The 14021-nt window shown below is 42.4% G+C and carries 12 protein-coding genes, 1 pseudogene and 2 riboswitches; all 13 genes and pseudogenes read right to left on the bottom strand.

The features are described 5' to 3' along the window. Positions 1–35 precede the first annotated feature (35 nt). Positions 36–593: a potassium-transporting ATPase subunit KdpC gene (gene kdpC, locus RDV78_06000; protein MDS1030046.1), complete on the bottom strand. Its 558-nt coding sequence runs from the start codon at positions 591–593 to the stop codon at positions 36–38. Between the two features lie 37 nt (positions 594–630). Then, positions 631–2670, bottom strand: coding sequence for a potassium-transporting ATPase subunit KdpB (gene kdpB, locus RDV78_05995; protein ID MDS1030045.1), 2040 nt, complete (start codon positions 2668–2670; stop codon positions 631–633). Positions 2671–2698: 28 nt separating this feature from the next. Next, entirely contained in the window at positions 2699–4369 is a 1671-nt protein-coding gene (gene kdpA / locus RDV78_05990; GenBank protein MDS1030044.1) for a potassium-transporting ATPase subunit KdpA, read from the bottom strand. Between the two features lie 627 nt (positions 4370–4996). Continuing rightward, positions 4997–5137, bottom strand: a riboswitch (cyclic di-AMP (ydaO/yuaA leader). Positions 5138–5344: 207 nt separating this feature from the next. After that, on the bottom strand, positions 5345–5620 hold the full coding sequence (locus RDV78_05985; protein MDS1030043.1) for a hypothetical protein: 276 nt from the start codon (positions 5618–5620) through the stop codon (positions 5345–5347). 193 nt (positions 5621–5813) lie between these two features. Continuing rightward, on the bottom strand, positions 5814–6185 hold the full coding sequence (locus RDV78_05980; protein MDS1030042.1) for a DUF2294 domain-containing protein: 372 nt from the start codon (positions 6183–6185) through the stop codon (positions 5814–5816). A gap of 303 nt (positions 6186–6488) precedes the next feature. Further along, positions 6489–6631, bottom strand: a riboswitch (cyclic di-AMP (ydaO/yuaA leader). A 190-nt stretch (positions 6632–6821) separates the two neighbouring features. Continuing rightward, a pseudogene (locus RDV78_05975) lies at positions 6822–7067 on the bottom strand (CorA family divalent cation transporter). Between the two features lie 44 nt (positions 7068–7111). Then, entirely contained in the window at positions 7112–7918 is an 807-nt protein-coding gene (locus RDV78_05970) for a DUF2935 domain-containing protein (protein MDS1030041.1), read from the bottom strand. A gap of 426 nt (positions 7919–8344) precedes the next feature. Further along, positions 8345–9244, bottom strand: coding sequence for a DUF4825 domain-containing protein (locus tag RDV78_05965; GenBank protein ID MDS1030040.1), 900 nt, complete (start codon positions 9242–9244; stop codon positions 8345–8347). A 71-nt stretch (positions 9245–9315) separates the two neighbouring features. Beyond that, positions 9316–10422 (bottom strand): M56 family metallopeptidase, encoded by a 1107-nt coding sequence (locus RDV78_05960; GenBank protein MDS1030039.1) that lies wholly within the window; start codon positions 10420–10422, stop codon positions 9316–9318. A 2-nt stretch (positions 10423–10424) separates the two neighbouring features. Continuing rightward, positions 10425–10799 (bottom strand): BlaI/MecI/CopY family transcriptional regulator, encoded by a 375-nt coding sequence (locus RDV78_05955; GenBank protein MDS1030038.1) that lies wholly within the window; start codon positions 10797–10799, stop codon positions 10425–10427. A gap of 323 nt (positions 10800–11122) precedes the next feature. Further along, on the bottom strand, positions 11123–11722 hold the full coding sequence (pdxT, locus tag RDV78_05950) for a pyridoxal 5'-phosphate synthase glutaminase subunit PdxT (GenBank protein ID MDS1030037.1): 600 nt from the start codon (positions 11720–11722) through the stop codon (positions 11123–11125). A gap of 2 nt (positions 11723–11724) precedes the next feature. Next, positions 11725–12603, bottom strand: a complete 879-nt coding sequence (pdxS, locus tag RDV78_05945) for a pyridoxal 5'-phosphate synthase lyase subunit PdxS (protein ID MDS1030036.1) — start codon at positions 12601–12603, stop codon at positions 11725–11727. 1136 nt (positions 12604–13739) lie between these two features. Further along, on the bottom strand, positions 13740–13979 hold the full coding sequence (locus tag RDV78_05940; GenBank protein ID MDS1030035.1) for a hypothetical protein: 240 nt from the start codon (positions 13977–13979) through the stop codon (positions 13740–13742). Positions 13980–14021 lie beyond the last annotated feature (42 nt).

The raw sequence follows: 14021 nt of genomic DNA, 5'->3' as shown, positions 1-14021 counted from the left end.
TAAGGAGTGGCGAATTCGCCGCTCCTCGAAACCAGCTATCGGATTGCATCCAAAGCTTGATTTAACTTTACCACATTGACACGCGGCTGCCCGAAAACTCCCAGCTGTCGTCCTTCCGTGTGCACATCAATCAAGGCATTCAAGCGTTCCTCAGGGATTCCGCGAGCCCGTGAAATTCTCGGAACCTGAATTTTTGCCGCCAAGGGTGAAATATGCGGGTCCAAACCGGAACCGGAGTTGGTGAGCAAATCTCCCGGGATGTCTTCCTTCTTCGCACCAGGGTTGGCTGCCAAGAACGCGTCAATGTCTTTCTGAACCCGTTCAATAAGTGCGGGATTGGAGGGGGCCAGGTTGCCGGAACCGGATCCTGCCGCATTATAATCAATCGAAGAAACACGACCGGTAAAATATCTCGGATCCTTAAAAGACTGTCCAATCAGTTCCGAACCAACCACATTTCCGTTTGCATCCTTCATTAAACTTCCGTCCGCCTGATAGGGCATCAACAGTTGGGCAATTCCCGTCATTCCTAACGGATAGAGAAGCCCGCAAATCACCAACAGTACAAGGCTAAGCCGCAAAGCTTTTATCATACCAAGTCACCTTTGCTTTCATCAATGATTTCGAAACTTACTTAAGATTGAACAAACCCAGGATCATATCGATAATCTTGATTCCGACAAACGGGGCCACAATTCCGCCCAATCCGTAAATGAAAAGGTTGCGGCTGAGCAGTTGGGAAGCGCCCATCGGCTTGTATTTTATCCCTTTCATCGCCAGTGGAATCAAGAGCGGAATGATAATCGCGTTAAAAATCAACGCCGACAGAATTGCACTATTGGGAGTTGCCAAATTCATGATGTTTAATGCCTTCATTTGCGGAATCGCGGTCATGAACATCGCGGGAATTATGGCGAAATACTTTGCCACGTCGTTAGCGATACTGAAAGTGGTAAGTGCACCGCGTGTCATCAAAAGCTGCTTCCCGATTGCTACCACTTCAAGAATCTTGGTCGGGTCAGAATCCAGATCGACCATGTTGGCCGCCTCTTTCGCAGCAGCCGTCCCGGTATTCATCGCCAATCCCACGTCCGCTTGGGCAAGCGCGGGAGCGTCGTTGGTACCGTCCCCAGTCATCGCCACCAGTTTTCCTTCTGCTTGTTCTTTTCGAATTAAAGCAATCTTGTCTTCCGGCTTGGCTTCCGCAACAAAGTCATCCACGCCAGCTTCACGTGCAATGGTAGCCGATGTCAACGGATTATCTCCCGTACACATGACCGTGCGGATTCCCATTTTTCGGAGTTCCTCAAAACGTTCCCGCATACCCGGCTTCACTGTATCTTTCAGATAGATGAGGCCCAGAATTCGGGTTCCCTCCGCCACAACAAGAGGCGTACCGCCTTCCCTGGCAATTGTTTCTGCTTTTTGGTCAAGGTCAGCTGGGATGGTTCCCCCTTTTTCAGACACAAACTTCTTGATCGCGTCAACAGCCCCTTTGCGAACTTCCCGGCCATCTGCAAAAATGGTACCGCTGATACGAGTTTCCGCTTTAAATTCAATGCCTTCGGAGCCGGGCGCTTCCATTTCCTTCTCCGGCACTCCCAACTTGCGGGCCAATTCTACGATGGAACGGCCTTCCGGAGTTTTATCGTGCATGGAACTATGCAGCGCCGCACGCTTCAGTTCATCTTGCTGAATTCCGTCGACTGGGGTAAAGACGGAAGCCATCCGGTTCCCAAACGTGATAGTTCCCGTTTTGTCGAGAATAATCGTGTTAATGTCGCCGGATGCTTCCACCGCTTTTCCTGACATCGCAATGACATTAAACTTGGTAACCCGGTCCATGCCGGCAATCCCGATCGCCGACAGCAGGCCCCCGATCGTAGTCGGCATGAGGCATACCAACAATGCCACCAGCGTTGCAACAGAAAGTGTAACGTTAACATAGGAAGCAATCGGTACCAATGTCACACAAACAATCAAGAAAATCAGGGTCAAGCTCACAAGCACCGTGTGCAGCGCAATCTCGTTGGGGGTCTTTTGCCGTTTGGCGCCTTCCACCAGGTTAATCATTCGCTCCAGGAAAGACTCGCCGGGATCTGCTGTAATGCGAACTTTGATCTGGTTGCTCTTTACGCGAGTGCCGCCCGTTACCGAGCTGAAGTCACCGCCCGCCTCTTTGATGACCGGGGCCGATTCCCCCGTAATGGCCGACTCGTCAATGGCCGCAATGCCTTCAATGATCTCTCCGTCACCAGGTATCAATTCGTCCGCTTCCACAATCACGACATCGCCCTTCCGCAGCTCAGAAGAGTTGACCAGTTTGATGGAACCGTCTTTTTGCACCAGTTTGGCCTTTACATCCTGCTTTGTCTTTTTCAAGGTATCCGCTTGCGCTTTTCCGCGTCCCTCTGCCAGGGCTTCGGCAAAGTTGGCAAACAGAATGGTGATGAACAGAATGAAACTGACCATTCCATTAAAGACCGGGTCCGGCTCCCCACCGAACACCCCGGGCGCGAAAGTCATGATTAACGTTACTATGAACCCGACTTCCACCACAAACATGACCGGATTTTTGATCATGTAACGCGGGTCCAATTTCTTAAACGAATCAACAATAGCCCGTTTCATGATTTCGCGATTCAACGTTGCGCGCGTGTTCATACTCATATTGATAACTCCTTCTTTCCGTGCTAAGTTAACGGATGGTTAACCATTCCGCTACAGGCCCAAGCGCAATCACCGGGAAGAACGTGAGGGCTCCCACGATGAGGACTGTGGCCAACAAAATCACAAGAAACAAACTGTTGTCCGCTTTAAAAGTACCCAGAGTGGCCGGAACCGGCGTTTTTGCCTGCAAGGAACCGGTTACCGCCAGCATGGCGATCATGGAAAAGTATCGACCGAACAACATGACCAAGCCCGTTGAAATGTTCCAGAACGGTGTGTTGTCTATCAGACCTTCAAACCCGGACCCGTTATTGGCTGCTGATGAAATAAATTCATATACAACTTGTGAAATACCATGGAAACCTGGGTTCGAGATCGCAACAGTTCCCATTTCCGTCGCCAAAGCAATTGCAGACGGAGCCAAGATTATTAGCGGATGAATCAAAATGATGATGGCAATTAACTTCATTTCCTTGCTCTCAATCTTCCGCCCAAGGAATTCAGGAGTGCGTCCGACCATTAATCCTGCTAGGAAAACAGCGAGAATCGAGTACATTAAGATATTTATAAAACCAACACCATCCCCGCCAAATACGCAGTTGAGCATCATTTCGCCAAGCGGCACCAGACCGCCAAGAGGTGTTAATGTATCATGCATGTTATTTACAGAACCTGTCGTTGCCGCAGTAGTAACCGTTGTAAATAGCGCACTTTGAGCTATCCCAAAACGCACTTCTTTACCTTCCATACTGCCAAAGTCCTGTGAAAGGCCAACTTTTGCAAGGGCAGGGTTTCCATTTAGTTCATTGAAATAACAAATGGTCAAGAAACCAAGGAACATTACTCCCATAGTTGCAAAGAGGATCCATCCCTGCTTGCGGTTTCGCACCATATACCCGAATGTGAACGGCAGCGCTGCCGGAATCAAAAACATCGACAATATTTCGATTACGTTGCTGACAGGAGTTGGGTTTTCAAACGGATGTGCGGAGTTAACTCCAAAGAATCCACCACCGTTTGTCCCCAAGTGCTTAATTGACTCTAAAGCGGCAACCGGTCCGCGAGCGATTTGTTGTTCGGCTCCTTCCAGCGTCGTCGCAGTTGCAATTGGCTCCAACGTTTGCGGAACTCCTTGCCCAACCAGAAGAAGACCTACAAGAAGTGCAAGCGGAATCAATATTCGTGTATGCGCACGAACTAGGTCTACGTAAAAGTTACCTATCTTCTTCCCGCTAAGACCTCGCATGAAAGCTATCGCAACAGCGATCCCGGTAGCAGGAGTCGTAAACATAAGATATATGATGACCACCATTTGGGAAAGGTAAGAAAGTCCTGACTCACCGCTGTAATGCTGCAAGTTTGTGTTTGTCAAAAAGCTGGATACCGTATTGAAAGACAGCAGCGGTTCCATTGCGGCAATGCCGCTTGGATTAGCCGGGAGTATTCCTTGCAATCGTAAGATCAAGTAGCCAATCCCGAACATGATCAAGTTGCTGAGCAGCATCGCTTTTGCGTATTGCTTCCAATTCATGTCTGTTTCATGAATTCCCGATAATTTAAAAATTCCTTTTTCGACTCCGCCAAATACGCGGTCTAGTCTAGTCTTTTCCAGCGAAAAAGCATTTGCGATATAACGCCCCATTGGTATGGCCAGCAAGATTAAGAGTGCCAGCACCAATGCGATTTGAATGAAATCCACAACGTTTCCCTCCAATTCACGAATCGAGCATCCTCAATCCATTCCATCAGTATTTTTCTGGATAAATCAGGGCATGAATCAGGTACAATGCGAGGGCTCCCGTTAATATCAACAACAAGATCATCGTCTTTCACCCTCCTGCCCACCAACTACTCTGTCACAGAAAACCACAAAGCCGTAAAACATCAGGAAAGATACGGCTACCAGTCCAAGTGAAACAAAGTCCATTTTGATCCCCCATTCCTGATTTGTTTATCGTAAAAATTTACAGATCTTGCGAATGTGCGGCAGTTTCGATAGAATCACCCCCCATAGTTTTCCATGACTTGAATCAATTATTCCAAAGCAATAAATAGACTGATGCCCGCTTATCTCCCGGCTGAATTAATTCCCAAGCGAAGCACCCGGTTGGGATCGTCACTTTACGACCTGACCGAATGCCACGATTCAACTGCCGGAGAATAAGCAAGCATCAGTCTACCTAGCGCCCAGCCAGCCATAGGCTCTCCTTGCGCTCGGTCTCCTGCCTGCTTGTTTTCAAGACACAGTGATTTTCAGTTTTGAGAAAATGAAAAAAGACCTCTTCAAAACCGGGATGTACAGTCACCCCGTTTTAGGCGGTCTTACGACCTCCCTCGCTTTAGCCGACGAAGTTAGCTGACGGGTAGGATGGCAAGAGAGACTCTCATCCCTTCTCCCAAAGTAGAATTAACCCCAGTTGATTGGTTCCTCCGTTCTTGGTGCACCAAGATTAGGCCGTATTCTGTTGTCAAACCCATATTACTCCTGTCAACCTGTTCTTGCACGATCGGTTATTGGCGAATTTCACATGTCTTTGACAGCAAATCATTCGAAAAAAAGGTTTATTTTTCTGAATCTCACCCTTTCTCTCTATTTTATCGTTTTTATTACCCTTCCATTATGGTTTTTCGATCAACAACCAGTCAAACTTCTTTGCCTCTTTGCAAGTCAGGATTACCAGATCGACGTCCAGCTCCTGCTGACTGAATACAAATCTCGATCCGTAACAAGCATAATTTTTTTCATGCGTCTATCGCGTACAGGACGTAATGCCTCTTCCGCTTCAGATAAGTTTTGTACGAATAAAAACGCTTGTTTACAATGAGCAAATTCATCAGAATTTGCATCTATTTCCAAGATCGGCACTTCTCGTTGTTTTAATGACGCTCGCATGCTCTCTGCCTGAAGCGTTGAACCGTAAATGTAAACGGGTGGATGATTCTTAGTCATGGTATCTTCCTCCTAACGTGAGTCATGGAATTGCCGGTATATACAAAAAGCCTGCAGATTCCCATATGTTCCCCATGCCTTCACCCAGAGTGGCATCGGAATCCAATAAGAACCCGCAGGCTTACGTAATAATTGGCCCTCATCAAAATGAGTTCCCGATATTCAGTCTTCCTGCAAAAGATTATTGATTGGGTTATTCTTTAAATTTTTTCTCCAGGTCACAATCCAGGATGAACGTTTCTATTTGTTCGCCCATTTTTGTACTGATATCACTGTGGCTGGAAATGACCTGACAGCCGGTAATTTTCGAGATGATTCCTTCTGTTTCCATACTGTACTGCTGCCGCAGAATACGGCGCATTGCTTTCACGATCTGTCTGCCCTTTTCCGTCTTCACAAGATGTTCCTCTTCGTGGGTCAAGACGCCTTTGAGCCTTACGATTACCATATCCCGGATAATGTACGTCTTTGTCTCCTGCGGTCCGCGTCCCAGGATCTCTCTTTGTAATTTGATATAAGACTCGCTTATATCTGCTTCCATCTTGTTTTTGCTGTATTGTGGCATCATCACTTACCCCTTATTCTTCGTTTTCCACTGGAGCATTTCCGGTGTGCCTATCATTCATGCAATTCTTCAGGTATGCGCTGACAATCTGCTTTCGAAGCGGCGGTAAAAAAAAAAGACCGATATTTATTTTCTCTCAAGAACTGAAGTTCCAAAGAAAAAAGTCTACACCGGTCTACCGCATGCCCAAGTATATCTCGAAATACCCCTGCATGTTGTCTACCCAGACTCTCACCTACCTATACTCGAATACAAAGGCAAAAGAAAAAGACCTCTGTAAAGAAATGTCGGTAGGTCTTCTGGACCTTCCCTGCTTTAGCCGACGAAGTTAGCTGACGGGTAGGATGGCAGAGAAGTGCGTCCTCATCCCTCCTGATAAATCAGGATTAACCCCAATTGATTGGTTCCTCCGCTTCCGATGACTCGGAATTAGGCCATGTATTCAATTATTGATATGATTATACTCCGAAGTCCAGATGGTTGCACCAACGGTTTTTTCGTAAAAAATCATTTTTTACTTCTAAATTAACAATCAGAGATATTTTAAAACAGTATTCTTATTGTATCGTGTTATTTCATGGTTTCTCACCGAATACTATTGTTTTCTTGAATACTTCAATGACGGATTTTTTAATTTTATTTATAAATGTCAAACCAGCCTCTGCGCTTAAACCATAAGAATATGCCGAAACCAGCGGTAGCCATAATTCCCGACAATATGAAATAGCCGTAACGCCATGTAAACTCCGGCATATACTCAAAATTCATTCCATAAATCCCTGCAATAAATGTTGTTGGTATAAAAATGGATGTAACGGTGGCCAGGGTCATCATAATCGTATTCATGCGATGGGAGTTTATCGATAAGTAAACGTCAAATAAACCCCACCTTGGATAAGAGTGGGGTTTATTTGACGCTTACTTAGTTATTGCATCGGGACATTACCGCTGGTTAAATGCTGTTCTAACATATCAATGATAAAGAGGAACCTTTCAGCTTCGCGAAGCACATGATCCGCTAATAGTGGGTGAATAATACTTTTTATCCGGCAGGAATTAATTAAGTCGCGTGCTGTTTGCTTAAAGTCGCGTAATGATTTTACCGACACCTTGTTTTGATCCAAAAATTGATCCAGAAGAGGAGTTGTTTGAGACTGGGGACGCATGGATTTCAAGTCTTTTGCTTGAAATAACAGTTGGTCAAAATCGTGGCTAAAACGCCGTGCTTGTTCAATCAATTGACGTTCAGATGGATCAAGCAAATGGCTGATAAATTTAGCATGGTCTGCCATGATACGCAAGAAAAATACATTCTCCTCAATGATAGTATCAGGTAATGGCTCAAGCCTTCCAGAATTTAATTCTTCTAACCGTTTTCTGAAGTAATTTGCTTCTCTGCTAACATGATCAACTAACAATGGAAAATTATTTGCCCCCGGAAGTTGGCAACGTAGAATCAAGCCCAATACCCTTCTTTTGAAAGCCCAGATATGGGAAACCGCATTATGAACTTCCGAATTAAACCTTCTGATAATCTGGGGATCTGTATCAAATGATAATCTGTGTGATCTGTTTTCAATGGCTTCGAAAACCGCATAAAAGTGATTTGCTTCATTAATCAACTGAGTATCCTCGCATCTAAAACCCAATTTAAGAAAGAGGGAATGTTCTTTCATGATCCGTGACCAAAATCGTATTTCATCAAGCGACCGTGTCACAAAAGCATCTGACATAAAATATAACACCTCCCGCTAGAACTCTGTTTTTATCATCATATGCGTTGATTTATTTATTGGTTATTCGCCTGCTGATAAAGTCCCGAAAATATTTATCTTAATGGCAGGTCCCGAAAGCTTATATTCACCCTGTATTTGTTAAACCATATTTGGGTCTGGTTGGGAAAATGAAAAAGCAGCCCCGCCAGGCTGCCTTTCCAAAATGTGTGTATAGATACAGGCTATTAACCACCAAATGTTTGGTCAACATGGAGCTGGAGTGACGAATCACTTTTTTGCCAATGATTCCGCGGCGACACAAAGATAGTAAGCAAGGCCGATCTGTTGTGACCCCAGTATTTGGCGATGAAATTCATCATCCAGAAAAAACGCGCTTGCGCCTCAAAATCGGAAGGGCTCGTGGCGTGTCCATAACGTTTCAAGTCAGCAAGAAAAAGTAATAACCGTAGGAATAGCACCACTACCGCTAATCTTGGTAAAAATTCCGTTTTCAAAGCCAAAATAACCAAAACTTGAAATGGTATATACTTTTATGTTTCCGTTTTTTTCCTCAGTATCAAGGATTAAATGTCCCTCTGTTGCTACTTCTCCGTCAAGGTAACTATTTTCCCCTCGATTTTTAATTGTAATGCTCACAGCTTCATCAATTGATTTCGGATTTCTGGATTGAGAGTGGCTAAAACTGTTCAACAGAGTTTCAAATTTCCTTATATCCTTTGCGTACTCCCTTAGGTCTTTATCAAAACTTTGCTGGATCTGTGCCCTTGTGTACTGATATTTTTTTTCTTCCTTGTCTGTTTTTAAATTGAAATTAATAATATCGACATTGTCTATGAGCGCAAACATTATGACAGCGTTATTTCGTAAGGTGATTTCAGCCTGGCCCACATCAGTACCAGCTGCACTAAAGTCATACTTTACAGTGATTCCATAGGGTGTATTCTTAGTTTGGAGTAAAACTTCCCTGCGCAAATCAGCATATAGCAAGTTGTCAATAAGATTGATTACCTTGACATGGTCTCCCCCATATTTATTCTTAAATCTCAACAGTACATCTACATTATATTCTTTGGTTTCTTTATTATTCATGCGTCTAAAACTTTTGGCGATTTTAATAAGCTGCGACTCATTAACATACTTAGTGTTTGCATAGATGTCATAAGCAATTTTTTCATTTGCAAATAATAAATACAAATGATTTTCGTTTTTAATAGAGGTATCCCCAGATGCCGCTGGCTGCGTTAAATCAAGATTTACCAAAACCGCTTTTGTGACTAGTCCTTTGATATCTTTTTGCCGCTTTGTTTCTGAGTGATTGGGCAAGAAAAGCGGTTGATCGCGCTCATAACCAACTATTTGTACTCCACCAATAGTAATGTTGTTTTTGTGAAATATCAGTTCAGCTTTACTGACTTTACTTTCCAGTCAGAGGGAACTTTTAGAGTATAATTCCCTATCTCAAAAGAAACTTGTTTTGTTAAAGGGTTTGTTAATAATACTCCACATAGTATAACAACAAAAAGTATTCCGGTGACCATAAACAGTCTTCTCTTGCTTTTAAAAAATTCAGCCATCCGTATCATTCTTATCCTCCTCTCCATATTTTTTCTGTCATCAATCATTCCGATAAGCCTTGGAGCAAGGCTTGGTAAGCTAAAACTTTCGAGCACAACCAAAAGCGTCTTCCCATATTCCTTTTGTTCGCCACCTTCCAATACAGCCAAAACCCTCTGATCAGCAGCAACTTCCATATCCTGACGGATTCTTTTAAAACAGTACCATATTACCGGATTAAACCAGTGTATTATCTGCAACACAAGCAATAGATAGTTTGCAAGCAAATCTTTTCTTTTGTAATGGGCAAGTTCGTGCAACAATATATATGAAATATCTTTATCATTTAAGTTTAAGATTGCAGGTGAGAGTAGGATTTTCGGTTTAAAAACACCAAAAAGTGCTGGGGTGTCTATGACATCCTGTCTGATAATTTGAATATTTCTTTTAACTCCCATTCTATTTTTGCATTCTTCAAAAATCAGATTTATTGATTCAGACGCAATAATTCCTCTTTTTTTTATCTTTCTGTTCAATGAATAATTTATGTATAACAACCATATCGATAACAGAATTGCACCAAACAGCCAAAAATACGGCATATACCTTTCAACAATTGTTATAATAGATAGGGATGTATCTTGTACTTTCCAGGCCGTTAGAGCATGCGGGTTTTCTTGTTGCATAACCGCCGTTGATTTATGAAACTGCTCAGTAGCTTGTGTTAAATTTGTATTTTGAGCTACTATTGGGACAGCATTAAATAAGCTGACAGCACTTTCAGGACCAAAAGGAACAATAAGCTTAAGGATAAGAACAACCCATATAATATAATGCCATTCTGAACTTATTCTATCTTTTAATATCCATTTAAAAAAAATAATGATAAGCCCAACAAAAGATGCATAGAGAGAGGTCATAAAGACGATTTTAAAAATCTCTGTCATAATCACACCTCCTCATCCAGCAATTTTTTTAGACTTTCAATTTCTTCCCTTGACATCTTCTGCTCCTTAATAAAGCTTGCAATCATGAGATTTAAAGAGCCGTTAAATAATTTTTGCAAAAATGATTTACTAGCATAAGCCTTGAACTCATCTTCACTAATAAGAGGAAAATACATAAACGCTTTGCTTCCTGTCTTTTCAGCTTTTACCGCCCCTTTTACCACAAGACGGGTAATAAGTGTCTGAATAGTTTTGGGCTTCCATTCCGTCATTTTGGTCAGTCTGTCTATGATCTGCGAACTCGTTGCATGACCAATCTCCCATAGTATTTTCATAACTTCTAACTCAGCTTCCGATATTTGAGGAATTGTTTTCATACAAAATCACCTCTATTGGATTACATTTGTAAGTATAATTAAATATTACAGCTGTAATCCAAGGTTGTCAATATACAAATTAGCTAGCAACGATAATATCTCCCTGACCTCAACCCCTGATTTTACCTACCTTTCTTAGATTTAAGAGCATACAAAAAACACGACTAAACTATTATGTTCAATCGTGTTAATTATGTAGACTAAACTTTTAACCTTCTTTAACCAAGCTCTCTAACTGTTTTAGCAGCAGAGGAACTTCTTTCTGCGACAGGTTCCAAACGAGTTTCATCTATAATTCACCATATCCATGAGCTATAATGTTTCTAAGATCTACTGTCTTTCTCCATTCTGCTTAAAACCATTTTAGCAAAGTATCTATGAAAAGATAAGTCATCAGTCAATTCAGGGTGAAAGGAAGTTGCTAGTATATTATCCTGTCGTACAGCGATCGCTTTTCCGTTAATATGGGCAAGCACTTTTACATTTTTAGATAACCATTCAACCCATGGTGCCCTTATAAACACAAGTGGAATCTCAATGTCTGATACATCAGGAATTTTACACTTTGTAAAGAAGCTGTCTAATTGGCTTCCATAGGCGTTTCTCCTTACGGAAATATCCATGAGACCAAGATGTACATAATTTTCTCCAACAATTTCCTTCGCAAGGAGAATCATACCTGCACACGTTCCCCAAACTGGCGTTCCATTCCTTGCTTTTTCAATTATTATATTTGAAAGATTAAACTCCTTTAGCAGCTTTCCAATTGTAGTGCTTTCACCGCCCGGTAATATAATTCCGGAGGTAGTCTCAATCTCTTCAGGTCTTCTAATCTCGCATGGAGTTAAACCTTCAATCCTGGATAACATTTTCATATGCTCTGCTACAGATCCCTGTAAAGCGAGCACTCCTATGCGAACCATTATTACCACCCCCGGGTTGCAAGAACATTTTCAGGTGCAATTTGAGATATCTCTATTCCTTTCATTGCTTCCCCCAAGTCTTCAGATACCTCGGCAATAATTTCAGGCTTATTGTAATAAGTAGTAGCCTTAACAATTGCTTTAGCGGTTTTTTCTGGATTCGATGATTTAAATATACCAGAACCTACAAACACCCCTTCGCTTCCAAGCTGCATCATAAGGGCTGCATCGGCTGGTGTGGCTATGCCTCCGGCCGCAAAATTAACCACGGGTAGCTTTCCTTCTTCTGCGACCTTTAAAATAAGTTCATATGGCGCTCCCATCTCCTTAGCTACCATCATAAGCTCCTCTTTCGGTAGTCCCTTAAGTCTTCTTATATCAGCCATTATTGTCCTCATATGTCTTACAGCTTCCACAACATTACCTGTCCCGGCTTCCCCTTTTGTCCTGATCATAGCTGCACCTTCACCTATCCTCCTAAGTGCTTCCCCAAGGTTTCTTGCCCCACAAACAAAGGGAATTTTAAACAGTTGCTTGTCTATATGGAACATCTCATCAGCCGGAGTAAGAACTTCACTTTCATCGATATAATCAATACCAAGTGCTTCAAGGATTTGAGCTTCTACAAAGTGTCCGATCCTTGCCTTTGCCATTACAGGAATGGTTACTGTATTTTTAATTTCTTTTATTATTTTCGGATCGGACATCCTTGCAACTCCGCCTTGCTTCCTAATATCTGAAGGTACTCTTTCCAGAGCCATTACCGCTACAGCTCCAGCCGTCTGTGCAATTTCAGCCTCCTTCGCATTGGTTACGTCCATTATTACTCCGCCTTTTAACATCTGAGCAAGGTTTTTGTTCAATTCATATCTTTCATTCATATCAAAATCCTCCAATTGTATCGATACAGTTTACTAAGTGTATCGTATGTTTCAGAAGATTATCCCATAAATATTTCATATAATCAATATCTTATTTCCATCAAAATTATATTAATCGTGTTAGTCATTTTAATCAAATTTTTGCTCCATTGACTGTCTTTGCATTAGTAAAAACAATCTCCATTGAAGTAATTCACATTCGCTTTTTAATGCTTGGTTTTCTTCCGTCATTTTCGCGATGTACTCATCCTTTTGGGCAAGTTTCTCTTTCAGGTTGGCTATCTGAGATTGCTTCGGGATACCGGAAGTACTGACACTGAAAGTTCCATTGCTGCATTACCTATTCCATTGTCGGCCAAAAGTTTTCGTATATGGGGTTTGGTAAAAACAGAGCGTGACAACTCGGTAACCTCCATCAAGTCTTTAATCTCGCCCAAATCGCCAGTCACCCCCACGATGTGCCTCACTACGGCTTAAAAGAATTTGCCCCCAAGACAATAGAATTTTGGGTTAGGGCATATCGCAGATGTGGTTTTAAAGGATTAAAGCCTAAGGTGCTAAATTTGAAATATTTTCTCCTGCAGCTGTAGAAGCTATTGCCACCCGTTCCAGGGGTTGTCCAAGGCTAATCAACAATTTAGCCACTAACTGCCTGCTTTATGGATGCCGGAAAAGAATGGAAGGTATTGATGAAAAGGCGGTTATTAAGTCCGCTCAGGAAGTAGGTATTTAAACTAAAAACGGGTATTTCCCGGTTAATTTTTTATCCTAAAAAAGCGTGACAATGTGAAATCTGTTTTACTGTAGGCTAATACAAAATGAAATTTTTGTTACTTATTTTTGCATTTTACCCTAATTTATGATGAAAATGAGGAGCTATTTTAATTTGCTAATTCACAGCCGATTTTCCACTATGAACTTTTGGAGTTGTACCTCTGATTTAGCTCTCACCACCTCTTTAAACATGGATAAGAACTCCTTGTCACATCCTTTAAATTCATCCTGATGGATGCTCCAAACAGCCAGTCATTCAGCTTGTCTCACTTATTCTTTCACGACGTTCCGTGTACCATTTGCAATGGAACGAAGGTAATCGGTTGTCGTATCAGACATTATCATACAGTATCTAACTGTCCTCATGGCACCAATCCGTGCCGCAATCTCCCGCAGATTGTCTTTACGCCCCTTAGCCTTCCAATCCAACTGATGAAGCTCCGGAGCCCTTCCTGATCGTTCTCGAATCTAACCACCTTGCCCAACTCAACGCCGCGCCAGTCAAATGCTCTGGCATAATGCAACTCACTGACAATGTCCACGCCGATAACAATACTTTTCTCTGACACTTGATTTAACTTTTCGTTTTGAGTACAATTCATTTGGATAACCTCCGCTATTTTTGATTGGATTCTGTTGGCCAA

This window comes from Bacillota bacterium LX-D, assembly GCA_031628995.1.
GTDB lineage: Bacteria > Bacillota > DUOV01 > DUOV01 > Zhaonellaceae > JAVLUO01.
The sequence above is the reverse complement of the archived record's forward strand: the minus strand, read 5'-3'. Positions and strand labels throughout refer to the sequence as shown.